Source organism: Moorena sp. SIO3A2, from assembly GCF_010672265.1.
In the GTDB taxonomy this organism is placed as follows: Bacteria; Cyanobacteriota; Cyanobacteriia; order Cyanobacteriales; family Coleofasciculaceae; genus Moorena; species Moorena producens.
This window is the reverse complement of sequence record NZ_JAAHHC010000025.1, coordinates 87,945-114,248: the sequence shown is the minus strand read 5'-3', so window position 1 is coordinate 114,248 and position 26,304 is coordinate 87,945. Positions and strand designations below refer to the sequence as shown.

Below are 26,304 nucleotides of genomic sequence, written 5' to 3'. Positions count from 1 at the left end.
TAGCTTTTTCATAATAGAGAACAACTCAAGTTCAATTGACTTAGTCATCCCCACTACGGGGACAATCTGAGTCGATATTTTCTTGGTTGCTCCTATTTCTTTGGGCATCGTCAATGGTTAAGTCCTAATATTTTAGTTATACTCTAGCGCTAGCCAAACGTCAATGTCTGATTTGTAACACTAAATCCGGTTTTGTCCCGGGTTTAAGGGGTTTGAACGTTAGACCACGAGTTATATGGGTAAGTTCACCCATGCTGGCCAATGAGATCGCCCTTGAATTCTAGGAAAATAGAGTTGTTTATTTGATCATAATTATGATTGAGTGGGTGAAGGAGGTTCTCTCCATCAATCTCAAATCACCAATCACGATATCTCAGGATATCAAATTATGGTTCTCTTAGTTGAGCCAAATTGGCCAATTTGTGGTGATTTCCTAACAAAGCCAAATGAGCTAGTTCTATGTCTGTTGACTTCACTGTAGCGATTCCGACCTATAATGGGGCGAAGCGTTTACCATTACTGCTCCAGGGACTGCGATCGCAAACTTTCCTAAACCCGATCAGTTGGGAAATTATTGTCGTTGACAACAATAGTAGCGATGATACTGCCCAAGTTATTCAGAACTATCAAAGCAATTGGGATGTATCTGTCCCCTTAAGATATTGTTTTGAACTCGAACAAGGATCAGCATTTGCCAGGTTGCGAGCTGTCCAGGAGGCTAAAGGTGAATTAATCGGTTTTTTAGATGATGACAATTTACCTGATCCCAACTGGATTGCTGCAGCCTATGGCTTTGGTCAAGAGTATCCTAAGGCAGGAGCCTACAGTGGTCAAATTCATGGTGATTTTGAAGTCGAACCCCCAGAAAATTTTGAACCCATCAAGCAATTTCTGGCAATTCGGGAACATGGACCAAACCCCCATCCCTTTCAACCTGAACACATCAGACTACCCCCAGGGGCAAGCTTAGTCGTTCGTAGACAAGCTTGGCTCGATAGTGTGCCACCTCGTCCCAGTTTGACAGGCAAACTGCCCGGATTATTCGTCCAGGGAGATGATTATGAGCCATTGCTGTATATGTACAAAGCAGGTTGGGAAATTTGGTATAACCCCGCCATGCATAGCTATCATCAGATTCCCCAGTGGCGTCTTCAGAGAGATTACTTACTCACTCTCGCTCGTGGTTGTGGTTTAGCTACCTGTCAGCTCCGTCTGATTAATACTACCTTTTGGCAAAAGCCTATAGTAATTACCAGAACCTTATTGGGAAATTTGCGCCGATTTATCCTACATTTCCTTAAGTATCGAGGACAATTTAAAACTAATCTCATTGCCGCCTTTCAACTAGAATTCTTCTGGGGCAGTTTCCTCAGTCCATTTTTTACTATTAGAAAGCTTTTACACAATCCTTATAATAAATAACCTAAGTTATCAGCTATCAGCTATCAGCTATCAGCTATCAGCTATCAGCTATCAGCTATCAGCTTAATGCTTTGATGGGCAAATCTCCAGACTTTCAATTCTCTAAAATCTCGAACTATTAAATTGTCCCGTTCCCATAGCGTGGCCATAGGCCTGCATAGGTTTATTTTAAACTAACGCCTGACAACTGACGGCTAAATGCTTACTAAATAACAGTATTTTTCAGATTTTTTTTCTGCTCCCGACTCCCGACTCCCGACTCCCTCGGTGCGCTTACAGTCGTCGAATTAAATTCGCCACGGGTCGCACCGCTCCCGACTCCCTATTCCCTATTCCCTATTCCCTTTGCTATCATGACCCAAATATCCTTAATTATTCCAGTTAGAAATAGGCAACACTATACTCAGAATATTCTGAGTCAAATTTTTCAGCAAATTCCTCAAGCAAATACCGATAATATCTCAGTTATCTCAGTCATCATAGTAGATGATGGTTCCACAGATGGTACACCAGACATGATTAGAAGTGAATTTCAAAATGTTTACTTAATTGAAGGAGATGGCAATCTTTGGTGGACAGGTGGGATTTGTATGGGGATGAACTATGCCATAGATAAATTAGACTCCGATTACCTAGTGTGGCTAAATGATGATATTTCTCTGTCAGACAATTTCCTGAACAACCTGATTGACATTTGTCAGTCTCCACTGTACCAGAAGACTATTGTTGGGGGTATTGTCCGGGATAAAACCTATTCCGATTGGATTGTGTTCAGTGGAATGCATAAAAAACAGCCAATTCGGAGTATGGATTATTTTGCTACAGCAGAGGCTAGGTCAGTCGATACCCTAAATGGTAATATAGCTATCATCCCCAGAGTAGTCGTCGATAAACTTGGGTTTCCAGATGCTGATAGATTCCGGCATTACGGCGGTGACTTTGAGTTTGTTAGTCGTGCTAATAAATCAGGATTTAATGTAATTTTGTCAAGTAAGCTCCAAGCCACTACTGATTATAATTTAAATGACTTGATTCGTTATATGCCCCCTTTACTACAATGGTATCTCCAACCGAATACAGCCAAAAGAATCCAAATTTTGAAAGGATTCACTAATTTAAAGTCAAATTATAATATCTGGCATATGGTCAATATAATTTATCAAGACTCACAACATGTCCCTTTCTGGAGGTATGCTATTTTATATGTTAGGCAAGTTATTAAACTGTTAGTCAGTGATTTTTTACTATTGAGTAAAACTGAAACAACTCTCAAAAACTATTTGAAGCAGCAAAATGCTCCAGAAGAAACTATTCAGGGGCTAATCAACTACAGAACTAAGTCAATATAATATGGTTTTAATATCTATAATTATACCAGTTTATAATGACGAAAAAACTATCAAACAGACGATTGAATCGGTTTTAAATCAGACATTTACGGATTTTGAAATACTTGTCATTGATGATGGCTCCCAAGACTCGACAGGGGAAATAATTTCTAGTATCAAAGATGCTCGCTTAAAAATTTTTTCCTATCCCAATGCGGGTGTCAACCGAGCTCGTAATCGTGGACTATCCCATGCTTCAGGGGACTATATTGCGTTCCTAGATGCCGATGATCTCTGGCATCCGGATAAATTAGAGTTCCAGTTAAACGCCTTACAAGCAAACCCCCAAGCCGCCGTTGCCTATAGTTGGACAGATTACATTGATGAATCAGGTCAGTTTTTGCGGCGAGGTAACCATATCACTCTCAATGGTAATGTTTATCCTCAGCTGTTGCTAACAGATTTTTTGGAAAATGGTTCTAACGTCCTAATTCGTAGGAAAGCATTTGACACAGTTGGTCAATTTGATGAATCCCTAACCCAGGCAGAAGATTGGGATATGTGGCTGCGGCTGGCGGCTCGTTATCCCTTTGTCGCTGTACCATACCCACACATTTTATATCAAGTCTCGGCTAATTCCGCCTCTTCTGATACTGCCAAGATGGAAGCAGGTTGCTTACAAGTAATTGAACGAGCCTTTGCTAGTGCTCCTGATTCTCTACAATATCTGAAACAGCACAGCCTAGCTAACCTGTATAAGTACCTAATTTTCAAGGCTTTTGAATCATTTCCAGAACGACACAAAGCCCTAGCCGCACTCCGATTTATTGGCCATGCCCTCAGACATGATCCAAGCTTTTTACTGACAAAGGTGACCTTAAAAGTATTGCTGAAAATTATCCTATTACTTATATTACCTGCTCCTCAGTATACTGCTTTACTGAATCGATTTCCAAGATTGTTGAATACTAGCACTATTCTTGGATACCTACGAACAGAACCTTAGACGGGTGCATCGTAAGCATTTAGCTATCAGCTATCAGCTATCAGCTATCAGCATTCAGCATTCAGCTATCAGCTATCAGCTATCAGCTATCAGCATTCAGCATTCAGCATTCAGCATTCAGCTATCAGCTATCAGCTATCAGCTATCAGCATTCAGCTATCAGCATTCAGCTATCAGCTATCAGCCATCAGCTATCAGCATTCAGCATTCAGCTATCAGCATTCAGCCGAAGGCCAAGGTCTTTGGCTGAATGCTGATGGCTAACCTTCAACCTGCTAACCTTCAACACTACTAACCTTCAACATCCTAACCTTCAACACTACTAACCTTCAACATCCTAACCTTCAACACTACTAACCTTCAACACTACTAACCTTCAACCTGCTAACCTTCAACACTACTAACCTTCAACCTGCTAACCTTCAACACTAATAACCTTAAACCTGCTAACCTTCAACATCCTAACCTTAAACCTGCTAACCTTCAACACTAATAACCTTAAACCTGCTAACCTTCAACATCCTAACCTTAAACCTGCTAACCCAAAAAAATAGCCGCAGAAATACTTTCCACGGCTAGGAATTTTCGACTATGCACTGAATTTTCTCACCTATCTGTTCGCGTAGCGAACAGACCGGAGCCTTTGGCCGGGGGGGGAAACCCCCCCAGAAATTTAGCGATGCAGCGCGGTCTTGGGGGTTTCCCCCATGAGCGACTGCATCAAGACAAGGTGTTAACGCCAAATCCAGTATCTCCTCATGATCGTAATAAATTGGCCTGGAATTCCAGTGGGTTGAAGAGGACTCCACTCCGAAAGCTGTGCATAGCCCATGGCATTAAGGATATGCATTGTATGGCTTATTTGCTGGCGAGTTCCCTTCAGAATATACGGAACAAGGAATTCTTTTTCGGAAAACTCCTCAGGAGTAATCTTCGGAGTGATATCCTCTGGATTGTTGTCTGAATTTGGCAGAAAATTGTGATGCATAGTCGAAAAACTCTTTTTAGGTTTATTAATATAATCATAATGATTACAAAATAAATTTTCAAGGGTTTTTATAAATTTTTTTTTGAGGGATAATTTAAAGGAAACGAGGGAATTTAGAATTTAGAATTTAGAATTTAGAATTGGGAATTTAGAATTTAGCGTAGGGTGCGTTAGGGGCGGGCTATCCCTAATTTTCCACTTCGTAGCCAGTATTGGGATAGCCCGCCCCGTAACGCACCACCAAGTAGAATTGAGAATTGGGAATTGAGAATTGAGAATTGAGAATTGAGAATAGGGAATAGGGAATCGGGAATCGGTAAAAGGGAATAGGGAATAGGGAATAGGGAACAGGGAATAGGGAAAATATCGGAAGCAATCGCGTTTTTTTTAGGAGTAATATTACCGATAAAATCGGTTAGCTAAAATTGTCATAACAAGTTAGCGATCGCGTAGCGTGACCTTTGGTCAATCGCGTTTTTTTTTCGGAGTAATATTACTGAAAGCTTCAACAACAGTAAATTTGTAAAATCCGAAGTTATCTACTCCCGACTCCCGACTCCCGACTCCCGACTCCCGACTCCCGACTCCCGACTCCCGACTCCCTTTTCTATTAATCTACACCGTTCAATCATATCAACATAGGCGGTCGATAACTCCTGCCAACTAAACCGATCATAGACCGTACGATGACAATTTTCGCGCTTACTCTGATTATACCCTTCCCCCAAGACTTGAGTAATTAAATTAGCTAAACTTCCAGTTAATTCAAAATTAGCGAAATAGCCTTCATTGCCTAAAACAAAGTGAGTAATGTCATAATCATGAGCTAAACAAGGTAAACCATGGGACATCGCCTCGACAATTACTCGTGGTAATCCTTCATGGAGAGAAGCTAAGACGAAAAGATCAGCAACCTGATAGTAATCCGTTACTTGCTCACGAGCAACAGTTCGCACTTGAAACTGATTAAGCCCTAATAGCTCTTGGCCAAGCTGAATAATTTCTGCTGATTCAGCATCCTGTTGACCTAATAATAATAGGAATGGTCTAGGTTTTGGTAAACTCGCTACTTCATGAATGATGTAATCCATGCGTTTATGAGACTTGTTAATTGCTGCCACAGAAAGAATTAACGGTTGCTGTTTCGGTAGTCCTAGTTTTTCTCGTAACCCCTCTCGTTCTACTCGTGACAGTATCTGTAATTTGGCAGGGATAAAGAATCCAGAGGGCAGTAGACTTTGTTGATCAGCAGGCTCTCCATAAGTTAACGCCTGTTTCAAGTGAATTGGGGTTAACTGCTGTACATGATCCCAACGGGAAAAAGGAGGGGATAAGGCTCCTCCATTACGGAAAAGTAGCTTATAATTCTGTTTTGTCAAACGCCGCCAGTGCCACAGTAGATAGCCTAAGCCATCATCACTGAAGTAAATTACCTCTGGACGTTCACGATATATATGTGATAATAAACTTAAGATAAATGACGCTTGTTCAATAAAGTAGCCTTCTTGTCTGACAAAGTAGTCACCTTTTTTTAAAAATTCACTTAATTGCTTAACCAATCTTCCCAGTTGACCTGCCATCCAACTATACCGTGGCAGATTCCATAATGTAATCATTTTTTGATCAGACTTACCTCCTCCTTTAAACAGGGTGATATCAAGAGACGATTCCTGAGATAAAGCGGCAAAGCACTCTTGGGCAAATGATTCATACCCCCGCTGGATATGACCCAGACCAGAACAGATTAGAAAAACTTTAGTCATGGTATGGCGGATTGATTTATTCTCGGTATATAGTTGTATAGGGGAGGGAATAGGGAACAGGGAACAGGGAATAGGGAATAGGGAATAACAAAAAATTAATGTATCTGTTTAGCTGCTAATTATCATAATATACTATTTAAAATTAATTTATTTTGGCAAGTTAATCAAGGGAAGGAAAAATTACTATTGCCTTTCCTTAAAGGAGTATGTTCACAACTAAAATAAAAGGTTCTTCAGTACCTACTATGCTAAATTTATATTTAAGAACCACCAAAAAGCTTACTGTGTAAGGGTTATGAGGCTATTTAACCATAAATTTTTCCAATATAGCTGCCTCTTCCTCCTGCTCCCTGCTCCCTGCTCCCTGCTCCCTTTGGCAAAGTGTTAATTTAGCATAACAATTACGGAAGAGCCAAATAAAAATGCTATATTATCTATTCGTATATCAAAAATGATTCTTAACCAAAACTTCCAGGTAATTGAGAATGCTGCCCAAATTGATGACCACTTTTGTTTAAAATTAGGACCGCAAGCTAAGGCAAAAGTCTACCGAGTATTGATTAACGATACAGGACAAATCCTACTCGACCCAATTCCAGAAGAAGAACAGTGGTTATGGCAAAATCCCGAAACCCTGGCGCAGGTGAAACGGGGTATCCACCAAGCAGCAGAAGGTCAAGGAAAATATTTAGCTACCCCGGCGAGAAGCCCCGCACCATAATCTTTGATTTGGTGTCGGGATGATAGCCGGGACAGGGTTTATGTAAATTAACAGTTATCATTCACCTGGTTTGTGTTAAGATATTTTCATGGTACTAATCATGAACTACACTTATCGAATTTATCCAGATACAGCTCAACAGGAATTAATGTTAAGTTGGCTAGAAACTTGCCGACGACTTTATAACCGTTGCCTGGGAGACTTAAAGGACTGGATGAATAGTCGGAAGTGTGCAGTTGATCGGTGCTCGCTTAATAGGGAATATATCATGTCGCCTGACATTCCATTCCCCGGATACAGGTCACAGAAGCGACAGTTAACGCAGTGGAAAAAGACTGAATCTGACTTGAAAGAAGTTCACTCTCAAGTCACTCAAGATGTAATTAAGCGATTACATACTTCTTGGGAGTCGTTCAGACAAAGAGGAAGAGGTTTTCCAAGATTTAAAAAGTACGGTCGCTATCAATCGTTTTTGTTTCCTCAGTTTGCGACTAATCCAATTAAGGGCGATCAAATCAAACTACCCAAGATTGGGCTTGTAGATCTGAAATTACATCGAGAAATCCCTGAAGGATTTCAAATCAAGGGTGTACGAGTTGTATCAAGATGTAGAGGAACAAAATGGTTTGTTGTTATCACAATTCAAGCTGATATTTCTGTTCCGGACAACCCTCATTTTGGACGAGCAATCGGAGTAGATGTCGGGTTGATTGATTTCCTAGCTACATCAGATAATTTAACGATTCCTAGACCGAGGTTTTTCATAGACCTACAACGCGAGCTGAAATTGCTGCAACGTAGAGCATCTCGAAAAAAGAAACGGTCTAAGAATTACGAAAAAGCACAAATCAAGGTAGCACGGTTACATCATAAAATTGGTAATACCCGTAAAGATTTTCACCTTAAAGTTGCACATCAACTTTGTGACCAGGCTGATTCAATTGTCTTGATGCAATAGCGAGTGGGGGAAACCCCCAAGACCGCGCTGCATCGCTTTTTGTTGAAGACATTGATTACAGAGTAATGGCAAAGGGCTTTCTGGGTAAGCATTCTCTTGATGCTGGCTTTGGTCAGTTCAGAGAATTATTGAAATGGGTATGTTGGAAACGAGGAAAGTTTTTCGCACAAGTTGACCATAAAGGGACATCAAAGCAATGTCCTGAATGTGGAACCGAGTGGGATAATAACCTTTCAATCCGTTGGCATACCTGTGATGAATGCGGGTATTCCAACCATATAATGTCGCTTCAGCGGAAGTAATGCGTAATCGTGGAATCAATAAGTACCCAAGGACAATTGGGGAAAGGAAACTGTCTGCTGACAGCGTACTGTCGGGGGTTTTGTACCTAGATAAGTGCTACGCAGAAACTCTTAATCGTGAGGTTAAGAAGCCCGCGCCGTAATCAAAGATTCGGCGTCGGGAGTATGTCACGTGATTTCGCTCAATATGCTAACCTGGAGATTGATGACTAGTGGATTTTCAATAATTAAACTATCAGCGATTAGCGCTACTTGAGGTGCGATCGCGTTCACCTATCAGCGATCAGCCTATGGGCTAGGGGCATGCTACACGGAACAGCTAAAGGCGAAAAGCCACACTAAACCGAACAGCTGTTGAATAAAATAGCTGACCGCTGACCGCTGACCGCTGACTGCTGACCGCACCTCAAGTAGCGTGGGCGTAGCGCATAGGCTTACAAATTCATTAGTATTCCCCAAAATACGGAAATCCGAATCCCTATCGGTGGACAACCCTATCTGTCGTATCAAAAATAATCCCTCAAAATCGTTAAAGGGACATTCATCATATTAATGTAGCTATACCAACAATGACTGTACTGGAACAAGGCACAATCACGATTCATACTGAGAATATCTTCCCGATTATCAAGAAGTCTCTCTACACGGATCACGAAATCTTCTTGCGGGAGCTGATCTCCAACTCAGTGGATGCCATCCAGAAGTTGAAGATGGTCTCTTATTCTGGGGAGATTGACGGGGATGTGGGAGACCCGGAAATTAAAATTACCATTGATAAGGATAAAAAAACTCTCTCCATCTCGGATAACGGCATTGGGATGACTGCCGATGAGGTGAAAAAGTATATTAATCAAGTTGCTTTTTCTAGCGCTGAAGAATTTATCCAGCAGTACCAAAAGCAAGCTGACCAACAGATTATCGGTCACTTCGGATTGGGTTTCTACTCTGCTTTCATGGTGGCTCAGAAGGTAGAAATTGATACCCTCTCTTATAAATCAGGGGAAACAGCCGTTCATTGGAGCTGTGATGGTTCTCCAGCCTTTGAACTATCGGATTCAGAGCGGACGGAACGGGGTACTACTGTTACCCTCACCATGCAAGAGGAGGAACAGGAGTACTTAGAACCCTCACGGATTCGCCAGCTAGTGAAATCCTACTGTGATTTCATGGCAGTGCCCATCAAGCTTGAGGAGGAGGTGATCAACAAGCATGAGGCACTGTGGAAGAAATCCTCAAGGGACCTGACCAAAGAAGACTATCTGGAGTTCTATCGCTATCTTTACCCGTTCCAAGATGAACCCTTGCTGTGGGTACATCTAAACACAGATTATCCTTTCTTGCTTGATGGCATTCTCTATTTCCCCAAACTGAAGCCAGATGTGGATGTGACTAAGGGGCAAATCAAGCTCTTCTGCAATCAAGTGTTTGTTAGTGACAATTGTGAGGAAGTGATTCCTAACTTCCTAATGCCACTGCGAGGGGTGATTGATAGTCCTGATATTCCCCTGAATGTCTCCCGTTCTGCTCTCACCAAAGACCGGACAGTGGCTCGGATTGGTGACTTTATTGCTAAGAAAGTTGGCGATCGCTTAAAGCAACAGTACCAGGATGAGCGGGATGAGTACATCCGTTCTTGGCAAGATGTGGGTACATTTGTTAAGTTTGGCTGCCTCAATAGCGATAAGTTTAAGAAACAAGTAGAAGATATTGTGATCTTCCGCACCACCTATCAACCGGTGGAAAGTTCGGAAGCTCCAAGCACTGACACCCCTAAGGTAGAAGTGCAATCCCAAGATGGGGATGCTTGGGAGGATGTCACCCCGGATGAGGGCACCGAACAGGGCAAGTCTTCTTCCTCTCAACCCTACACCACCATCAAAGAGTATCTAGAGCGCAATAAAGAAAATCACGAAAATCGGGTATTCTATTGCACTGATGAGGCTAGCCAAGCCACTTATGTAGAACTGCACAAAAATCAAGGGTTAGAAGTCCTATTCATGGACTCCTTTATCGACACCCACTACATTAGCTTCTTGGAACGGGAATATACAGAGGCTAAGTTCTCTCGGGTGGATTCGGACTTGGATGATACCCTGGTTGATAAGGAGCAGGAAAAAGAGATTGTTGACCCGAAGACCAACAAAACTCGTTCTGACCTGATTAAGGAACTGTTTGAGCAAGCGATTAATAAGCCTAAGGTTAATATCCGGACTCAAGCCCTCAAGTCTGATGACCCCCAAGGCACCCCACCGGCAATGGTATTGTTACCGGAAGCCATGCGCCGTCTACAGGAAATGACTGCCATGATGCAGCAGGAGTCGGTGCAGTTCCCAGAGGAACATATTTTAGTAGTGAATACTACCCACCCACTGATTCAGAATCTAGTCAACCTCAGTCAAGGCAGTATTATTCAGAGTGGCGGTCAGTCTCCCTCAGCGGAATTGGCTAGCATGATTTGTCAGCATGTCTATGACCTGGCACTGATGGCTCAGAAAGGCTTTGATGCCGAAGGCATGAAGGCGTTTGTGGAACGGTCCAATAAGGTTATGACGCGCTTGACGCAATAGTAAAGGCTCGGTTGAAGGTTGAAGGTTGAAGGTTGAAGGTTGAAGGTTCGAGGTTGAAGGTTCGAGGTTGGAGATGTAGAAGATGTAGGGTGGGCAGTGGCTCAGACCGATTCACCAAGCTCGTCATCGGGTGACTAGGCACTGCCCACCAAAGAAGGTAGAAGATGTAGGGTGGGCAGTGGCTCAGACCGATTCACCAAGCTCGTCATCGGGTGACTAGGCACTGCCCACCTACGATTAATCACTCCCCCTACCTCCCCATCTCCCCGCGCCCCCGCCCCACACTACCCACACCTCCCGACTCCCGACTCCCCACTCCCGACTCCCCACTCCCCGCGCCATCTGCGAGATATGATCAAGAACAGATGTGAATCAAGAGGTACCCCATGTCCCGTAGATGTCAGTTGACTGGTAAAAAGGCCAATAACGGCTATGCTGTTTCTCACTCCCACCGTCGGACTAAGCGCTTACAAAACGTTAACTTACAGGTTAAAAGAGTTTGGTGGGAAGAAGGGAAACGCTGGGTGAAGCTGCGGATTTCCACTAAGGCGATTAAGACCTTGCAGAAGAAGGGCCTGCAAGCCATGGCTAAGGAAGCTGGGATTAATCTGAATCATTATTAAATCAGGGAGCAGGGAGTCGGGAGTCGGGAGTCGGGAGCGGTGGGACCCGTGGCGAATTTAATTCGACGACTGTAAGCGCACCGAGGGAGTCGGGAGTCGGGAACATTTTAAATCGGGAACATTTTAAAACAGATTATGATATAATAACCCGATAATTCATCATATCCCTATCTCCCCATCTCCCCATCTCCCCGCGCCCCCGCCCCACACTACCCACACTACCCACACTACCCACACTTCCTACACTCCCCATCTCCCCAAGTTTTTCTCTGGGGATGATGGTTTTTTGGCTTAATGTGGGTAGGTTAAATCTATGAGTTTTTGGTAAAGGGCAATAGTCTGCCTGTAAGCTATCAGCTATCAGCTATCAGCTATCAGCTATCAGCTATCAGCTATCAGCTATCAGCTATCAGCTATCAGCTATCAGCTATTTGCCTTAGGCCACGCTACTAGATCGGTGCTTTTGAATAAAATAAGCTGACGGCTGACGGCTGACGGCTGAATGCTTACGTATGCATTGAGAGGAGGTAGGTGAGTAGGGTGGGCAAAGTAAGATAACCTAGAATACTCAAAACCTCCAAAGGGTTTTTGCCCACCCTACAAGCTGATGATCAGAAATTCTGGCCACAGTTATCCACCATAAGAGGAGGCAAAGTAAGATAACCTAGAATACTCAAAACCTCCAAAGGGTTTTTGCCCACCCTACAAGCTGATGATCAGAAATTCTGGCCACAGTTATCCACCATAAGAGGAGGTAGGAAAATCCTAGGTTAGGTAAACTGTTAACAAATCGTTGTATTTTTCGTAAATCTCGATAGTATAATGAAATATTTATTATTCTCTATTCGTAGGTAGAGGTAACGCTATGGGGTTGACCGTTGATGGGTAACCCTTGGCTTCGTTGAAGCATATTGAACAATTTGGCTCAGGACTTAGGGATTGCCCCCTAAATCCCCCAATAATGGGGGACTTTAAGTACATTACCCCCCAAAATGGGGGGGTTAGGGGGGCAAAAGCAACTAAACTTCGTAAGTCCTATTAATATCATCTAGGGTGCTTGAACTAGTTCGTCTTTAGGAATCTACTCAGGAAATGTGACAGGAAAATCCCTATGTCAACCAGGAAGTCAACCAGGAAGAAGTTAGCGAATGCGATCGCAAAACTACTCAAACAGGTAGTAAAACTGTCTCAAGCCATCACCAAACCCCTGATGCGTTGGCTGTTGCGTAGCTTATTTATTTTACACCGTCGGTCGCGGGTGGCAACAGCAGGCTTTGTGTTGCCTACCGCGATTATGGTGACCTTGGTGGTAACCTTGCTGGTAACTGCCATTGTGTTGCGCTCCTTTGACCGGGTCAAAAATGCCAGTAATTATCGCGTCAATCAAGCGGTGTTCAATGCTGCTGCTCCAGCCATTGAGCGGGCTCAAGCCAAATTGGAAGCCTTGTTTGAGGACCCCACCCTGCCCCGCTCCACCCCATCAGAGGAAGCCTTGGAAAATGCCTTCAATAGTAGCAAATATAACTTTGGTGATGAAACCCGTTTGCTCCTCAAAGACGAAGACAGTCAAGGCAACGAAAGCACCATAGACACTGCCTGGAGGTTTCCGGTTGATACGGATAATAATGGCAAATTCGATAGCTATACTCTCTACGGAATTTACTTCAAAAGTCCAGATCCATTAGACTTAGACGCAAATAAAAAAATTAAACCCAGAACCCCTCTACAAGCGAGAACCCCACCGATGGGGGAGTCGGCCGACAGCAATAAATGTCCCCTAGCGGCTAATACTAGCGCTAGCCTAGTGGATAATTCCGGGTGGTTTAGGTCTGGGTCGAAGTTAAAGAAAAGTATATTTGTTTACACCGCCACCGTTCCGATTGTGGCTGGGGATACACTACCAGATAATAACACCTATGAAACTTACAAGGGTGAGGCGGGATTTTCAGCTCTAGAGTATCAGCAAGACCGAGCCAGAATTCCCCTAGCCAACAATGCCATTGTCTACGAGGATGATTTACAAATCACTCCTGGAAGTGGCATCCAGATTAATGGCCGGGTTTTTACTAACGGGAATTTTCTCACCGGTAATGGTAACAATCAGTATTTTCAAGTCAGTAGCCCGGAATCTTGCTACTACACGGAAGAAAACAGCAAGATCGTTGTCGGGGGCAATATGGCCTTTGGTCGTGTAGATCAGGATGAAGATCAAGACGGAGGAAAGATACATCTGTTCAATGGCAAAGAAGTACCGGCAGTCGTCGAATTAAAAAAGAATGATAAATCGGTTAATGAACCCCCCAATGAAATTGGCAATAACAGCAGAGCCTTCACCGCAAGAATTAATGCTCTGGTAACCGCTCAGTTAGGTAACCCTGATGGTACTGACCCAGATGAAGTATTTGAAAGGTACAAAAATTTTACAGGTGATGAGCGTGAGAAACAACGGAACAAAGCTCTAGAGACATACTTCAAAGACCGCACCCGTCGTGTTCCCTATGGTGAAGTTGGGCCTGAAGTTGACCTGACTGCAAATCCTCCAAAGGCAACTCCACAAGGCAAGGGTGACGAGCTCCGACCCCAGGATGACTGGATATTTCCCTATGACCCAGGTACTAGCAACAGTAACAATGGCCTGACTCTCAATATCAGGGGAAACACCCTCAGTCCTGCAGCAACGGAACCAAGCAAACAACAGGGAGAAGGTAAGGAACTAAAAATTGGCGATCGCGTTTTGATCGGTCATGGTTTACCGGCTCAATGGTGGGATGACACAGCAGGGGCAGGGGACTTCCAGGGTGCCAGAGCTCCACAAGAAATAGATGGGGATAACGTTAAGTGGAATGACAGCGAGGAGAATCGCTTCCGCACTACCCAAGTCACTCCCTTGTCTGACTTAGGGGATACTGACCGCAATGGTTTCTGGGAAGCAGCAGCGGCCAGGCAACCGGTTCAACCTCTAGAAGGGTATGGGGGATTGCGGGTAGTCACCGGTGCTGGGATTTATGTGGATGATAATCTTTTGCCTGGTGATACGCCAAACTTTCCCCGCAATAATCCTAATCCTCAGTTGGCTGAGTTGGAATCTTATTTACCCCCTCCGGCTTGGGATATTAGGTTTGTCGATCCCGGAAGTCAGGGTATTGATGACAGAATACAGCTTAATAACATAACAACCCAATTGTTGGCACAACCCATACTTGTCTGGCCAGATACCATGCCCATGCATGGTGGGGTAGGTGGTGATTTAAGTGATAATAATGATTTTCCTCCTCCTGGTAATGACATTACTGATTTTGACCAGAAAAGTGACCTATTGATGAGGGCAAGTGCCGTTTATCACTACACCAAAAAGCCACCAGGCACTGACCCAGAAACCAAAAATTTTGACCAAGAACCGATTGCCTGTGTCAGTAGCTACTATGACCCCACAGATGAAAACTCCGCTAAAAATAATGTGCCATCTGGGGGTGGGGATTGGGACGACCCAGAGCGATTTGATCCTGACAACGGCAGGTCTAACAATGGCATCGTTTACCCCTTTCCCGGTAGAAATGCTGGCGACCAAACACTGCAACGACAATCCCGATTAGTATTTCCCAATGGGCGTCTTGCCAATGAACCGTTGAGAACAGCTTTACTCAAACCAGCAGGTGAGCGCACCCTAGCTGATAATTCAGCCATTGATACCGCCCTTTGCGCCCTAGCCATTTTAGATGGCAGTGCTACTCCTATGGGTAGTCCACCGATCCCCCATGGGGCAATCTACGAACAGTCTTTTTTGAATGCCAGACAAGTCCAGGAAATTGAGGATCCTAACACTCCCAAGCTCTATGACCTAGCTATAGAAGACCGTCAACCCCTGGAAATCCGGGCGACAGTGTTGGATCTCGATCTACTCAGAAAAACAGAAACAAGTGGTAAATCACCCAACGGTCCCACCCCAGAATTTCTGCTACCGAATAGCGGGATTATCTACGCCACCCGTGATGATGCGTTACTAGACCTCAGTAATAAAGATCCTGACGCTACTCCTGAAGAAAGGAGGCGCTTAAGTTCGGTGGACTTTGAGCTTGACCCCACCCGCCGTCCCAATGGAATTATTTTACGCAATGGGACAGTGCTAGCCCGTCAAGACAACAGTAACTCATTTGAATTGACCAATCCCCCAGGAGCAGAGAAAGGGTTAATTTTAGCCACCAATTTGCCAGTGTATATCAAAGCCGATCCCAATGTTATCGATCCCGATAATGGACCATCCGGCTTTAATTTGCACCAAACCCCTGGGGGAGCTTTGGTGGAAGAGTTTACGGATACACTGGAAAATCAGAAATGGCAGGATGATGCACGTGGCAATTTCTACAGTCGTAAAACTCTCGACAACAACTTTGCTTGTCGCCAAAATGATAGTCGATTGCCGGATTGTAAACAGGGAGATTTGTGGCGACCAGCAGTCGTGATTGCTGATAGCGTTACTCTGCTGTCCAGGGATTTTAACTTTGGTTACCGCTCCGATGGGGACTATGACCTGAGGGGGATACCAATGGGTTATGACTTGAATCCGAATGGTAACTTAACAGATCCTGTAAATGAGCCTGGTGGTGCTGACCTGAATGGCAACGGTGTTCCAAATGAACAGGTTCTAGAGTCTCAAATTGTCTATGGTTATGACTTGAATGGGGATGGTAACTTAACAGGAACTTTCACTGAGACAGACCTGAACATTAACGTTGACCTTAATGGTGATGGTGTTGTAGATAACACTAACGTTCAGGAGTCTCAGATACCTGTTGCTGTAGGACTAAAACTTAATGGCATATTTGACAATAATTTTGTCACTAGTGCCAACTGGTGGGATGTCAATGATGACGGTAATATTGATACTCCAGATGCCAAGGGCAACCCTCAACCTAGTCTTGAAACAAGACCTATTACTCCAGAAAATCCGAATGATAGAACTGTAAACAGTTCCTACCTAAGCAATTTTGTCACTCCGATTCAGCGACGGGTGCTATTTCCAGAGTATGTGATGGAAATCTGTCGCAGAGTGCCGGTTTCAGCCTGTAATCCCGGTGATTGGGTGGTTGGCATTGATGATGGTAATCGTCAATTTGATCCAGGAGAAGATGAACCGGCTAGTGACCCTAGGATTTTGACAACTAATGTCAATCTACTTTTGTCCGGCACAACCGCAAGACCTGCCATAGATCCAGCAGATCGACGCTATCCCCGTCGCATTGCTTTCCAACGGGATGGTAACAACTTGGTGCTAGATGGCAATAATCGTCCGACTCCTCTGGGAATCGACGGACCTAATGGAAAACTAGATAATGGGATTGTCCGAGCTTACCCATACAATAGCTTCAATACCAACAGGCCTCGATTAGCACCACATGCTCTGTGGTATAGAACAGCTAGAAATCAAAATGACCCTACCGATGCCGCTCTAAGCTTCGGTACGGACAGACCACTGTTTTACCAAAAGCCATTACAGCAAACAGCTCCAAGCGTAGGAACAACAGAGCAACCAATGTTAGTACCAGTCCTACAAGTTCACTCCCTGACTGCTCAACCCCGAGGAAGAGAGAACAGATTCCCGATAGAAAAAGGGGAATGTGTGGAAATGGAAGATGGCTGGACACAGCGAGCCAATGAAGACGGAGCAACCTTCAATGTAGTGATTGCTTCGGGTGATAGTCCCCCAAGGCCAGAGGAATATAACGGTAGTTTAGAGAACTTCGTACGCTTCCTAGAAAACTGGCGGCAAGCTGGCGGAACCTGCAGAAACAATCAGGGTATCCCGGTGCGGATCAGCGGCTCCCTAATCCAGTTCAAGCGTGCCGCCTATGATACAGCTCCATTCGTCCATGCCAATCAGGACGCTGGTGCACAATCAGTCCCCACTCGATTTGGATACGACATAGATGATCGAGATCGAGGGGCTGCAACTTCCATGCCCTATGCCACTGCTAGTGGTGAACTCCCCTATTACATGGCACCCACACGTCGATATGGTTTCGATGTGGCTCTGCTGACTCAGTTACCAGACCTGTTCTCCTCCAGGTTTACCACTCCCTCAGCGGGAGACCCCGATGAGTTTTTCCGGGAAGTTTCCCGAGATGACAGCTGGGTGGAAACCTTACTGTGTGCTAAGGAGGAGGATGGTGGAGCTGATGCGGTTAACCAGCGCTATTGCCGGAAATAAAAGGTTTTCAGGTTTTCAAGTTGAAGGTTGAAGGTTGTTTGGTTGAAAGTTGAACTATGAATAATCAAGCACTATTGTGATTAATTTGAGGGTGGTGGGCAGTGCCTAGCACCCTGATTTGCCAGGAAATGAATTGGTCTGATGCACTGCCCACCCTACATCTATATCTGGTTCCGGTTCCCCCCTTATTAAGGGGGGTTAGGGGGGATCTGTCACTTCCTGGTTGGTGGGCAGTGCCAACCCCAGCTTGGGTGGTGCGTTACGGGGCGGACTATCCCAAGACTGGCTACGAGGCGAAAAATAATGGCAAGCCCGCCCCTAACACACCCTACGCAACTGCCATCGGTGGTGGGCAGTGCCAATCCAAGTCTATGGCACGCAAATCAATCTAACTCCAGCACTGCCCACCCTACATATTTCGGTTCCCTTAATTATTAATAGTTAAATCATGATCAATCCCCAGAAGCAACAACCCCTTTCCCAATCATCAGATGCCGGTTTCACCATCATGGAATCTTTGATGGCAATGATGATAATTACAATTCTGATGCTTGGCATCTCACCCATGATTGTCTTAGGAGTGGCCAATCGAGTCCAGTCGCGACGAGTAGAAATAGGAGTGCAAGCGGCTAGGGCCTACATCGATGGTGTGCGGAGTGAAGCGATTGCTCCTCCGGAAAAGACGGAAAAGATGGACGCAAAAGATATCTTAACAGAAAGAAAGAAATTGGCTGAGGTTGGCGCTCCTGAACCACAGTTGAATTGTCAAACAAATAATAAAAATTATCCCTATTGCAACAAGAACAAGAGTCTCTACTGCGTAGACCTTGATGAAGAGGCGGGCTGTAGCAAGAACAGTTCAAGAGACTTAATCATCCAGGCATTTCGGAGTATCCCGGCAGACGAAAAGGCCATAAATCCTGAGAAAACCTACTTTCTGGGGGTGCGGGTTTACCGAGCGGATGCCTTTAAGGATACAGGTGAATTGACAAGAAAAAAGGATGAGGAGAAGAAGGAGAAGGGTAAGGTGTATAAGGCGAAAGCCGGGGGACCTGGATTAAGCGATCGCAAAGCCCCCCTAGTGGAAATGACTACAGAAATTACCACAGATACACCGAGTTATAGCCTTTTTTGCCAGCGCCTAGGTTGTAAATAATCTTGTAACTAATACGGTCACTATGATGAGTTTGACCTGGTGGTGTGTTACGGGACGGACTGTCCCAACACTTGCTACCAGGCGGAAAATCCCCTAACACACCCTACGCAAATATTACTGATATAAATCACAAGCAAAAACCCCAACCATGATTAACTCACTCAGAACCTTACTCATCCATCAACTTAAAAACAATAAGCCTAAGCTCAACCATGGGGGCTTCACCTTAATTGAACTCCTGGTAGCCATGATTGTGGCGGTGCTAATCATCGCACCACTATTGAGATTTATGATTACTATCGTCGATACCGACCGTAAAGAGCAAGCCAAAACTACTTCAGAACAAGAAATCCAAGCGGCTATGGACTACATCGCCAGAGACTTGGAGCAAGCAGTCTATATCTACGATAACTCTGGAGTAGAAAGAGACCATAAGGAAAAAGATGCTAATAATTCTGGAATCAAAAACCAAATCCCACCATTTGCTAAAACAACGGGTTGTGATGATGCAAATACCTGTACACCTGTGCTGGTATTCTGGAAGCGGAAGTATTTTGATAGAACAGACAAGGTCAAGGTCCAGGGCAAAGATAGAAACATTGAGGAGTTAACCAATGGAAATGATACCTTTGTCTATGCTTTGGTTGCCTATTACTTAATTGATGATGAAAATCAGACTTGGTCAAATATTGCTAGAATTGGTCGGTTTGAAATTCACGATAAAGTTGTCAGTGAAAATGACAATATAGGTGATTCCGAGCCTAGCCCAGGCTTTAAAGACTTTAATCTCAACGAGCCAGGAAGCAAGCTGAAGCAAAAATTAAATCAGTGGACAAAAGAGGGTAATTACGATACTCCAGTTCAAATTTTGGTAGATTACATTGACAACAAGCAAACAACGCAAATAACACCAGATTGTCCAAGTGTCTTTCCCAAATCAGATGACAAGGATGATTTGCAAGTTCCAAAGGAGATAAAAGCTGGGTTCTATGCCTGTGTGGATGCAGACAAAAAAATAGCCCAATTATCTTTGAGAGGAAATGCTTTAGCTCGGCTCAAGACTAATCCAAAAGACTATGAATACAAACCAGCACGGTCTAGCTATTTCCCGACCGTAACCATGCAAATTGAAGGACGGGGTTTCCTTAATATTAAATAATAGAGCAGTTTTAATTGGGTGAGGTACGTTTTTTTGAGGGAGTCGGGAGTCGGGAGTCGGGAGTAGGTAAAAGGTAAGATAAAAAAATATTGTGTCTCTGATAGTTATGAAAAAGGTTGTATCATAAATAGTATAGCATTTGTTTAATGTAGCTATCTTGTTTTATTAATTATATGTTGGTTGAAATTTTACAGAAAAATGGAAGATAATAAAACACTAAACCAGAAACTAAATAATGATGCTGGATTCACGTTGATCGAATTAATAATAGTCATCTTACTAGTAGGAATTTTATCCTCAATTGCTGCTCCCAGCTGGCTGGCGTTTGTGAATCGACAACGAGTGGGTAAAGTCAATGAGAGAGTATTAAGTGTTATCCAAGAAGCCCAGCGACAAGCTAAAAATAAGAAACTCAGCTATAGCGTTAGTTTTAGGATGAACGGCAATGATCCACAAGCTGCTGTTCATCAGGCTAAGGATAATCAGGGCAATGCTCAAACACCTGAGACCTTTCAATGGCAGAGTTTAGTTGGTGATTTAGGGGTCAAACCAGAGCAAGTTTTGGTGCGTACAAACCTAACTGGTGACAACAAATCTGGTGCAACATTATCGGGTTTAAGTGAAGATAAAAAAATTACTTTTGATAATCAGGGCGTTCTAGACGATCCAGACATTGGAAATGGCTTAGCTATCGTAGTCGCTGTTCCGAATTCTAAGGATAAAGATAATCCGATTGAATCAACCAAGAGATGTGTAATAGTAAAAACTATCTTGGGTGCCCTAGAAACTGACAGAAAAGGGGGATGTCCTGAGTCAACATAGTGCTGAGTTTTGCCTAGATGGTCAAGAATTAACTATACCAGTATTAGCTGGTACAGAAATTACTGAAGTTTTGTTGGGTTTACCCTGGCTAGAGGAAAGACCCTTAGTGGTAGACAAAAAAGCTGGTTTGTTGAGTCTGGGAGACTAGCTTATAGACCCGGTGGTGCGTTACGGGGCGGGCTGTGCAAAGGCTGACGACGAGGCGGAAAATGAGTGCCAGCCCGTCTGATCACGCACCCTACGCAACTACTCCCTACTCCCTAATCCCTTCCCAATAACAATAAAGCTAAACTAAAGACAACCGAAAAAGTTCTGAAATCGCTATTTCAGGTCTTTTTTTTTCAGAACATTCTCCCTGTTAGTCGTTCAAAAAATTAAATTAAATCAAACTATATCAAGCAACAATTGTAAGTATTCAGCCGTCAGCCGTGGCCTTTGGCCACGCTACTTGAGGTGCCGTCAGCCGTCAGCCTTAAGCTGATAGCTGATACGCGACACGCTGATAGCTAATAGCTGATAGCTTAGGCACAATTAAACCAAAGGTCAAACTTAAAATCAGGGTGATAGTCCATGCAATTCAATAGCCAACAGGGCGATCAATCCCGAGCTGGTGCGATCGCTGGATTCACTCTACTGGAAACTATTCTGATCGTGTTAGTAGTTGGAATATTGGCTGCGATCGCAACCCCCAGCTGGCTTACCTTTATCAATCATCTGCAGCTCAACATAGCCCAAGACGAAATCTACCGAGCCATGCGGATTGCCCAAAGCAACGCCAAACGAGACAAAGCGACCTGGCAAACTAGCTTTCGAGAACAAGATGGTATTGTCCAGTGGTCAATTCACCGAGCGATGGGAAAAACATGCATCTTAGATCAAGTCCATTGGCATAGCCTAAGCCCTACCATTGCCATCTACAAAGACAAAAATAAGAAAGGTAAATCCGAAACTACCCTAGCCAAACCAAAGGGAGACTGTTCAAATACTGGACCATGGCGAGTCCAGTTTAACCACAAAGGAAACACCAACGGACAACTGGGACAAATCACCCTAATCACCAAGAATAATAATAACAATATCACCACCCAACGTTGCGTTTACGTATCCACCCTAATCGGAGCCCTGCGCAAGGGTAGATATCATCCTAAACCGAATAACAGTAAGAAATATTGTTATTGAGGGCAGCAGGGAATTGGGAATTGAGAATTGAGAATTGAGAATTTAGAATCGGGAATCGGGAGTAGCCATACAGGAAAGTTTTGAAAAGTTGTTGATCTGGCTCCCCATCTCCCCATCTCCCCACACTTCCAGAAGTTCCCCACTACTGCAACTCTGCTTGAGTCTTCTGATCATCAAGCTTTAAAATTAACACTCCCAGGGGTGGCAAACACAAATCTAGGGAATAGTAATGATTGTGGAAGAACCATTCATCTGTCCACTTACCCCCTAGATTCCCCATATTACTACCACCGTATTGGCGAGCATCACTATTGAGCAATTCCTTGTAGAATCCCATCTCGGGGACTCCTACTCGATAATGACTATGGGGCTGAGGGGTAAAATTGCACACTGTCACAATAAACTCTTCCGAATCGTGAGCATAGCGAATGAATGACACGACACTATGGCGATTGTCACTACAATCAATCCATTCAAACCCGTCCTGGTCAAAATCCTGAGTATAAAGCGCTGGTTCCCTACGATACAAATAATTCAGGTCAGTAATAAACTGCTTCAAATTTTTATGGGGTTGATATTGCAACAAATCCCACTCCAAATCTCCCCAGACATTCCACTCACTCCACTGACCGAACTCCATACTCATAAATAGAGTTTTCTTACCTGGGTGAGCAAACATATAAGCATACAGACAGCGGAGATTAGCAAACTTGAGCCACTCATCCCCGGGAATTTTCCCGAGCATATTACTCTTGCCATGAACCACCTCATCATGAGATAGGGCAAGCATATAATTCTCAGCATGGTTGTACCACATGCTGAAGGTAACATTATTCTGGTGGAACTGGCGAAACCAGGGATCCATGCTAAAATAGTCTAGGGTATCATGCATCCAGCCCATATTCCACTTCAGATTAAATCCCAAACCTCCTAAATAATTTGGCCAAGAGACCATCGGCCAATCCGTTGACTCTTCCGCAATGGAGAGAACACCAGGATAATAACCAAAAATTACGTGATGAGTTTGCCTGAGGAAATCCACCGCTTCAAGATTTTCCCGACCCCCATACTGGTTTGGTATCCATTGTCTATCCCCACGTAAATAGTCTAGATAGAGCATAGATGCTACGGCATCCACCCGCATCCCATCAATGTGGTACTTATCAAACCAGAACAAAGCGTTAGCTACCAGAAAATTCCGCACTTCGTTACGGCCATAGTTGAAGACTAAGGTTCCCCACTCCTGATGTTCACCCTGACGGGGATCCGCGTATTCATAGAGATGAGTACCATCAAAGAAAGCCAAACCATGAGCATCTTTGGGGAAATGACCGGGGACCCAATCCAAAATTACCCCAATCCCATTTTGGTGGCACTGGTCGATCAAAAACATCAAGTCTTGTGGGCTACCATAGCGCGAGGTACAAGCATAGTAACCGGTAAGCTGATAGCCCCAAGACCCATCAAAGGGATGCTCCGCCAAAGGCAAGATTTCGATATGGGTGAAGCCCAATTCTTTGATATAAGGAATTAATTTTTGGGCTAGTTCTCGGTAAGTCAGGAAACGGGCTCCTGGTTTGAGGTCTGAAACGGTTACCACCGTTAGGGTTTCACCATTTGCTCCCTGAGGAAGTTCAGCTGAGGACCCATGAAGCCAAGAGCCCAGATGTATCTCATAGACAGAAATCGGTTGCCTCAAGGGGTCAGTGTGACGCCGATGCTCCATCCAGTCATGATCATGCCACTCATAGCCATCCAAGTCGGTAACAATAGAAGCAGTTTTCGGTCTGACCTCTTGTTGGAAACCATAGGGGTCAGATTTTTGATAGATATGACCTTCGGAATTTTTAATCTCGTACTTGTAGGCTGCTCCTACTCCCAGTTCAGGAATAAATAGTTCCCAGATACCGGTGGCTCCTTTGCGCATCTGATGTTGACGCCCATCCCAATCATTAAAATCTCCGATGACTGAAACATTACGAGCATTAGGTGCCCAAACGGCAAAATAGACTCCCTCAACCCGATCAATTTCTGTAGGATGAGCCCCCAGTTTCTCGTAGATGCGGTGATGATTCCCTTCGGCAAATAAGTGCAAATCAAACTCGGTTAGTTTGGCAGAACGGAAGCCATAGGGGTCATAGCTAACCCATTCGCGTCCGCCTTTTTTAATCCGCAGTTGGTAATTAGCCAGCCGAGGTATTTCAATTTCCACCTCAAAGAAGTGAGGATGGTGTACCGATTGCATTGGGTAAGACTTCCTTTCCGTTGGCAGAAGTACCCATGCTGCTTCTGCATTTGGTAGATAAGCCCGCACTACCCAACAAACCTTACCATCCTGCTCAAATTTATGGGAACCAAGCACCTCAAAGGGGTTATGATGTTGGTTTCCTACGATCCGGTCAATTTGTTCGGGAGTAATTCTTGAAGACATTAAGGGTATACAGGTCTGGCAATATCACCGTTAGAAGGGAAGGATTGTCCGAAACAAATCGCTCAGTTGCAGCAGAAAAATCAATTCTCTAATCTTGGGGTCAAGGCCAGGTTTGGTTGAGCGTTGTGCTATGGCATCTTGCAGTTGGGCGTATTCAGCGGCACTAAGTGGCTTGCCATCAAGAGGCGATCGCGCTTCAATAATAATCTCAGTTCTCAACACCTCTTCCGGTACATCCTCCGGAGGTGGTAAACACCAAGCTGGTCTAACTAGAAGTATAGCGATAGTTAATTCTAGGCCAATTCCTAACAATTTCAACAATTTAGCCATGACCAACAGGATTGAGTCGTTAATCAAATCCTATCTCAACCGATTCACGAGTGGGTGTGGCGTCTGGATTTATAAGCTTGGCTGTGTGATTTATTTACAGGGATTTCCATTGATGGGATTGGCCTACGGCCACGCTACCCGAGCGCACACTTTGCGCATTTGTTTCCTGTTTTGGTCTAACCTGAGGGTGATGGCTAGGGTTATGGGTTTTCTCAGGGGTTTGTTTGTGATTTTTACTAATAATTCCTAGGGTATCACAAATCCCCGTCTGTCGCTAACTAAGGATTCCTCCTGAATCTGAGCTGATGCTAAGATAGTTGCGTTCTAGCATCATCTTTCTAGCTAGTAATAACTGCTACCAAGTTAATCCTGGTTAGCAGCGCTTCTTGAGTTAGCTGACCAGCCTAAGACCTCAGAGGTCTAGGTTACTGGTAAGGGTTAAGGTTCCTAGCTTAGGGTCAAATATCCACTTCTTTGCTCTAGAACTAGGTCTTTAAACGGGGAGGAATCTACCGCCAGTAACTTTAGCATGGGCATTGGTTACGTCTTGCTTCAACGGCAAAGGATAGGCATTGTCACGGGCTCAAACCCCGAAACAGTTAAGAACTGCACCTGTTCTGGTTCACCATCAGAAAGTCAGTCAGTAGTCTCGGCCATCAGATAGTTTTCCTGCCCTGATTAAAAGTTACCGGTTTGCCATAGGTGTTTCCAATAACTAAGGAGTTTTTTATGAATGCTGTTCCTCCCTCTGCTCGCACTCAAAGAAATCGGTCTCAGCAATCATTGGCTATTTCAAAAGACAAACGTTCCAGGATAGCACGACCTCCCACACATACTATGATGTCACCGAAAAACCCTAAGCCAAAGGTTGAAAACCTGAGTGTTTTGCAGCAGCAAACACCATTTTTGTTGAAAGCCTTACTATTATTAAAACGTGGCTCAGATCTAGTAACATTTACACTAATTGCTACTGCGGTCACGGTTTATTCTTGGACAGTTTACAGCCAGCAACAATGGAGCCAAGAGTATCGTAAGCTAGAGGAGCTGCAAAGAGATGAGCGCAATATGACAGCAACAACGGAAGTGATCAAAGATCAACTCGCTCAACAGGCTGAAAATCCAGCTACAGGGCTGGTTACTCCCAATCCAAGTAATACAATTTTTATGAAACGAGCTCCTGAACGTCCTCAGCGCCAGCCATTTACCGCTTTCACCAAACCTCCTGAGCCAAAACCCAAGAAAATAACACCCCTGGGTTACTAGTTTTGTGCCTAGGCATAGGGTCTAATGTGATAGACTAGAGATGGTAGGGAAGATAAATTAAGAGCTAACCGCCACCTGCCA

24 protein-coding genes and 1 pseudogene are annotated in these 26,304 nt (G+C 44.2%); 17 read left to right on the top strand and 8 right to left on the bottom strand.

Features of this window, described 5'->3' with window-relative positions:
- The first annotated feature begins 459 nt into the window (after window positions 1-459).
- The 4 genes from hpsE to F6K64_RS24525 all read left to right on the top strand — a co-directional run bounded on the left by hpsE (window position 460) and on the right by F6K64_RS24525 (window position 4,006).
- Window positions 460-1,422, top strand: coding sequence for a hormogonium polysaccharide biosynthesis glycosyltransferase HpsE (gene hpsE / locus F6K64_RS24540; RefSeq protein WP_287266590.1), 963 nt, complete (start codon window positions 460-462; stop codon window positions 1,420-1,422).
- Between the two features lie 353 nt (window positions 1,423-1,775).
- A complete protein-coding gene (locus F6K64_RS24535; RefSeq protein WP_287266589.1) occupies window positions 1,776-2,771 on the top strand; it encodes a glycosyltransferase family 2 protein in 996 nt (331 codons plus the stop codon).
- Between the two features lies 1 nt (window position 2,772).
- The gene (locus tag F6K64_RS24530; RefSeq protein WP_287266587.1) at window positions 2,773-3,756 is read left to right on the top strand and encodes a glycosyltransferase; all 984 of its coding nucleotides are present in this window, start codon (window positions 2,773-2,775) and stop codon (window positions 3,754-3,756) included.
- The gene (locus F6K64_RS24525; RefSeq protein WP_287266586.1) at window positions 3,731-4,006 is read left to right on the top strand and encodes a hypothetical protein; all 276 of its coding nucleotides are present in this window, start codon (window positions 3,731-3,733) and stop codon (window positions 4,004-4,006) included. Before F6K64_RS24530 ends, F6K64_RS24525 begins: the two co-directional genes overlap by 26 nt.
- A 483-nt stretch (window positions 4,007-4,489) precedes the next feature.
- Here F6K64_RS24525 and F6K64_RS24520 read toward each other — a convergent pair whose 3' ends face one another.
- The 3 genes from F6K64_RS24520 to F6K64_RS24510 all read right to left on the bottom strand — a co-directional run bounded on the left by F6K64_RS24520 (window position 4,490) and on the right by F6K64_RS24510 (window position 6,507).
- Entirely contained in the window at window positions 4,490-4,744 is a 255-nt protein-coding gene (locus F6K64_RS24520) for a hypothetical protein (protein WP_071106864.1), read from the bottom strand.
- A 187-nt stretch (window positions 4,745-4,931) separates the two neighbouring features.
- Entirely contained in the window at window positions 4,932-5,120 is a 189-nt protein-coding gene (locus tag F6K64_RS24515; protein ID WP_287266585.1) for a hypothetical protein, read from the bottom strand.
- A gap of 163 nt (window positions 5,121-5,283) precedes the next feature.
- Window positions 5,284-6,507 carry a glycosyltransferase family 4 protein gene (locus F6K64_RS24510; protein WP_287266583.1) on the bottom strand — a complete coding sequence of 408 codons (1,224 nt, stop codon included), beginning with the start codon at window positions 6,505-6,507 and terminating at the stop codon, window positions 5,284-5,286.
- A 451-nt stretch (window positions 6,508-6,958) separates the two neighbouring features.
- On the opposite strand from F6K64_RS24510, the gene F6K64_RS24505 reads away from it, so the two are divergent.
- Together F6K64_RS24505 and F6K64_RS24500 are read left to right on the top strand one after the other, a co-directional pair.
- The gene (locus F6K64_RS24505) at window positions 6,959-7,228 is read left to right on the top strand and encodes a hypothetical protein (protein WP_071106862.1); all 270 of its coding nucleotides are present in this window, start codon (window positions 6,959-6,961) and stop codon (window positions 7,226-7,228) included.
- A 100-nt stretch (window positions 7,229-7,328) separates the two neighbouring features.
- Window positions 7,329-8,631, top strand: a pseudogene (locus F6K64_RS24500) (RNA-guided endonuclease InsQ/TnpB family protein).
- A 163-nt stretch (window positions 8,632-8,794) separates the two neighbouring features.
- Here F6K64_RS24500 and F6K64_RS24490 read toward each other — a convergent pair.
- On the bottom strand, window positions 8,795-8,998 hold the full coding sequence (locus F6K64_RS24490; RefSeq protein ID WP_137985774.1) for a hypothetical protein: 204 nt from the start codon (window positions 8,996-8,998) through the stop codon (window positions 8,795-8,797).
- A gap of 59 nt (window positions 8,999-9,057) precedes the next feature.
- Here F6K64_RS24490 and htpG point away from each other — a divergent pair, with 59 nt between their 5' ends.
- The gene (gene htpG / locus F6K64_RS24485) at window positions 9,058-11,055 is read left to right on the top strand and encodes a molecular chaperone HtpG (protein WP_071106861.1); all 1,998 of its coding nucleotides are present in this window, start codon (window positions 9,058-9,060) and stop codon (window positions 11,053-11,055) included.
- Here the strand turns inward: htpG and F6K64_RS24480 are convergent.
- Window positions 11,033-11,182 (bottom strand): hypothetical protein, encoded by a 150-nt coding sequence (locus F6K64_RS24480; protein ID WP_193431541.1) that lies wholly within the window; start codon window positions 11,180-11,182, stop codon window positions 11,033-11,035. The two genes, htpG and F6K64_RS24480, sit on opposite strands and share 23 nt — an antisense overlap.
- A gap of 259 nt (window positions 11,183-11,441) precedes the next feature.
- Here F6K64_RS24480 and rpmB point away from each other — a divergent pair, with 259 nt between their 5' ends.
- The 8 genes from rpmB (at window position 11,442) to F6K64_RS24440 (ending at window position 22,199) form a co-directional block, all read left to right on the top strand.
- Window positions 11,442-11,678 (top strand): 50S ribosomal protein L28, encoded by a 237-nt coding sequence (gene rpmB, locus F6K64_RS24475; RefSeq protein ID WP_008183615.1) that lies wholly within the window; start codon window positions 11,442-11,444, stop codon window positions 11,676-11,678.
- A gap of 321 nt (window positions 11,679-11,999) precedes the next feature.
- Window positions 12,000-12,131 carry a hypothetical protein gene (locus F6K64_RS24470; protein WP_287266578.1) on the top strand — a complete coding sequence of 44 codons (132 nt, stop codon included), beginning with the start codon at window positions 12,000-12,002 and terminating at the stop codon, window positions 12,129-12,131.
- A 658-nt stretch (window positions 12,132-12,789) separates the two neighbouring features.
- Window positions 12,790-17,883: a hormogonium polysaccharide biosynthesis protein HpsA gene (gene hpsA, locus F6K64_RS24465; protein ID WP_287266576.1), complete on the top strand. Its 5,094-nt coding sequence runs from the start codon at window positions 12,790-12,792 to the stop codon at window positions 17,881-17,883.
- A 101-nt stretch (window positions 17,884-17,984) separates the two neighbouring features.
- Window positions 17,985-18,275 carry a hypothetical protein gene (locus F6K64_RS24460; RefSeq protein ID WP_287266574.1) on the top strand — a complete coding sequence of 97 codons (291 nt, stop codon included), beginning with the start codon at window positions 17,985-17,987 and terminating at the stop codon, window positions 18,273-18,275.
- A 56-nt stretch (window positions 18,276-18,331) separates the two neighbouring features.
- Window positions 18,332-19,039, top strand: coding sequence for a hormogonium polysaccharide secretion pseudopilin HpsB (gene hpsB / locus F6K64_RS24455; RefSeq protein ID WP_287266571.1), 708 nt, complete (start codon window positions 18,332-18,334; stop codon window positions 19,037-19,039).
- 148 nt (window positions 19,040-19,187) lie between these two features.
- Window positions 19,188-20,198 carry a hormogonium polysaccharide secretion pseudopilin HpsC gene (hpsC, locus tag F6K64_RS24450; protein WP_287266569.1) on the top strand — a complete coding sequence of 337 codons (1,011 nt, stop codon included), beginning with the start codon at window positions 19,188-19,190 and terminating at the stop codon, window positions 20,196-20,198.
- Between the two features lie 198 nt (window positions 20,199-20,396).
- The gene (locus F6K64_RS24445) at window positions 20,397-21,020 is read left to right on the top strand and encodes a prepilin-type N-terminal cleavage/methylation domain-containing protein (RefSeq protein WP_287266567.1); all 624 of its coding nucleotides are present in this window, start codon (window positions 20,397-20,399) and stop codon (window positions 21,018-21,020) included.
- 570 nt (window positions 21,021-21,590) lie between these two features.
- On the top strand, window positions 21,591-22,199 hold the full coding sequence (locus F6K64_RS24440; RefSeq protein WP_287266565.1) for a pilus assembly FimT family protein: 609 nt from the start codon (window positions 21,591-21,593) through the stop codon (window positions 22,197-22,199).
- On the opposite strand, the gene F6K64_RS24435 is transcribed toward F6K64_RS24440, so the two are convergent.
- The 3 genes from F6K64_RS24435 to F6K64_RS24425 are packed head-to-tail and all read right to left on the bottom strand — an operon-like array spanning window position 22,193 to window position 24,960.
- Window positions 22,193-22,315: a hypothetical protein gene (locus F6K64_RS24435; RefSeq protein WP_267872021.1), complete on the bottom strand. Its 123-nt coding sequence runs from the start codon at window positions 22,313-22,315 to the stop codon at window positions 22,193-22,195. The two genes, F6K64_RS24440 and F6K64_RS24435, sit on opposite strands and share 7 nt — an antisense overlap.
- Window positions 22,316-22,341: 26 nt before the next feature.
- The gene (glgB, locus tag F6K64_RS24430; protein WP_008183225.1) at window positions 22,342-24,630 is read right to left on the bottom strand and encodes a 1,4-alpha-glucan branching enzyme; all 2,289 of its coding nucleotides are present in this window, start codon (window positions 24,628-24,630) and stop codon (window positions 22,342-22,344) included.
- Window positions 24,631-24,660: 30 nt separating this feature from the next.
- Window positions 24,661-24,960 (bottom strand): hypothetical protein, encoded by a 300-nt coding sequence (locus tag F6K64_RS24425; protein ID WP_008183222.1) that lies wholly within the window; start codon window positions 24,958-24,960, stop codon window positions 24,661-24,663.
- On the opposite strand from F6K64_RS24425, the gene F6K64_RS24420 reads away from it, so the two are divergent.
- Both F6K64_RS24420 and F6K64_RS24415 read left to right on the top strand, forming a co-directional pair.
- The gene (locus tag F6K64_RS24420) at window positions 24,959-25,210 is read left to right on the top strand and encodes a hypothetical protein (RefSeq protein WP_008183220.1); all 252 of its coding nucleotides are present in this window, start codon (window positions 24,959-24,961) and stop codon (window positions 25,208-25,210) included. The genes F6K64_RS24425 and F6K64_RS24420 overlap by 2 nt on opposite strands.
- A 479-nt stretch (window positions 25,211-25,689) precedes the next feature.
- Complete coding sequence (locus tag F6K64_RS24415; protein ID WP_008183217.1) at window positions 25,690-26,223, top strand: hypothetical protein; 534 nt, start codon at window positions 25,690-25,692, stop codon at window positions 26,221-26,223.
- Window positions 26,224-26,304: the final 81 nt, after the last annotated feature.

Coding starts and splice junctions, on each gene's coding strand:
- hpsE (WP_287266590.1), top strand. CDS start 460: ATGTCTGTTGACTTCACTGTAGCGATTCCGACCTATAATGGGGCGAAG.
- F6K64_RS24535 (WP_287266589.1), top strand. CDS start 1,776: ATGACCCAAATATCCTTAATTATTCCAGTTAGAAATAGGCAACACTAT.
- F6K64_RS24530 (WP_287266587.1), top strand. CDS start 2,773: ATGGTTTTAATATCTATAATTATACCAGTTTATAATGACGAAAAAACT.
- F6K64_RS24520 (WP_071106864.1), bottom strand. CDS start 4,744: ATGCATCACAATTTTCTGCCAAATTCAGACAACAATCCAGAGGATATC.
- F6K64_RS24510 (WP_287266583.1), bottom strand. CDS start 6,507: ATGACTAAAGTTTTTCTAATCTGTTCTGGTCTGGGTCATATCCAGCGG.
- F6K64_RS24505 (WP_071106862.1), top strand. CDS start 6,959: ATGATTCTTAACCAAAACTTCCAGGTAATTGAGAATGCTGCCCAAATT.
- htpG (WP_071106861.1), top strand. CDS start 9,058: ATGACTGTACTGGAACAAGGCACAATCACGATTCATACTGAGAATATC.
- F6K64_RS24480 (WP_193431541.1), bottom strand. CDS start 11,182: ATGACGAGCTTGGTGAATCGGTCTGAGCCACTGCCCACCCTACATCTT.
- rpmB (WP_008183615.1), top strand. CDS start 11,442: ATGTCCCGTAGATGTCAGTTGACTGGTAAAAAGGCCAATAACGGCTAT.
- hpsA (WP_287266576.1), top strand. CDS start 12,790: ATGTCAACCAGGAAGTCAACCAGGAAGAAGTTAGCGAATGCGATCGCA.
- hpsB (WP_287266571.1), top strand. CDS start 18,332: ATGATCAATCCCCAGAAGCAACAACCCCTTTCCCAATCATCAGATGCC.
- hpsC (WP_287266569.1), top strand. CDS start 19,188: ATGATTAACTCACTCAGAACCTTACTCATCCATCAACTTAAAAACAAT.
- F6K64_RS24445 (WP_287266567.1), top strand. CDS start 20,397: ATGGAAGATAATAAAACACTAAACCAGAAACTAAATAATGATGCTGGA.
- F6K64_RS24440 (WP_287266565.1), top strand. CDS start 21,591: ATGCAATTCAATAGCCAACAGGGCGATCAATCCCGAGCTGGTGCGATC.
- F6K64_RS24435 (WP_267872021.1), bottom strand. CDS start 22,315: ATGGGGAGATGGGGAGCCAGATCAACAACTTTTCAAAACTTTCCTGTA.
- glgB (WP_008183225.1), bottom strand. CDS start 24,630: ATGTCTTCAAGAATTACTCCCGAACAAATTGACCGGATCGTAGGAAAC.
- F6K64_RS24420 (WP_008183220.1), top strand. CDS start 24,959: ATGACCAACAGGATTGAGTCGTTAATCAAATCCTATCTCAACCGATTC.
- F6K64_RS24425 (WP_008183222.1), bottom strand. CDS start 24,960: ATGGCTAAATTGTTGAAATTGTTAGGAATTGGCCTAGAATTAACTATC.
- F6K64_RS24415 (WP_008183217.1), top strand. CDS start 25,690: ATGAATGCTGTTCCTCCCTCTGCTCGCACTCAAAGAAATCGGTCTCAG.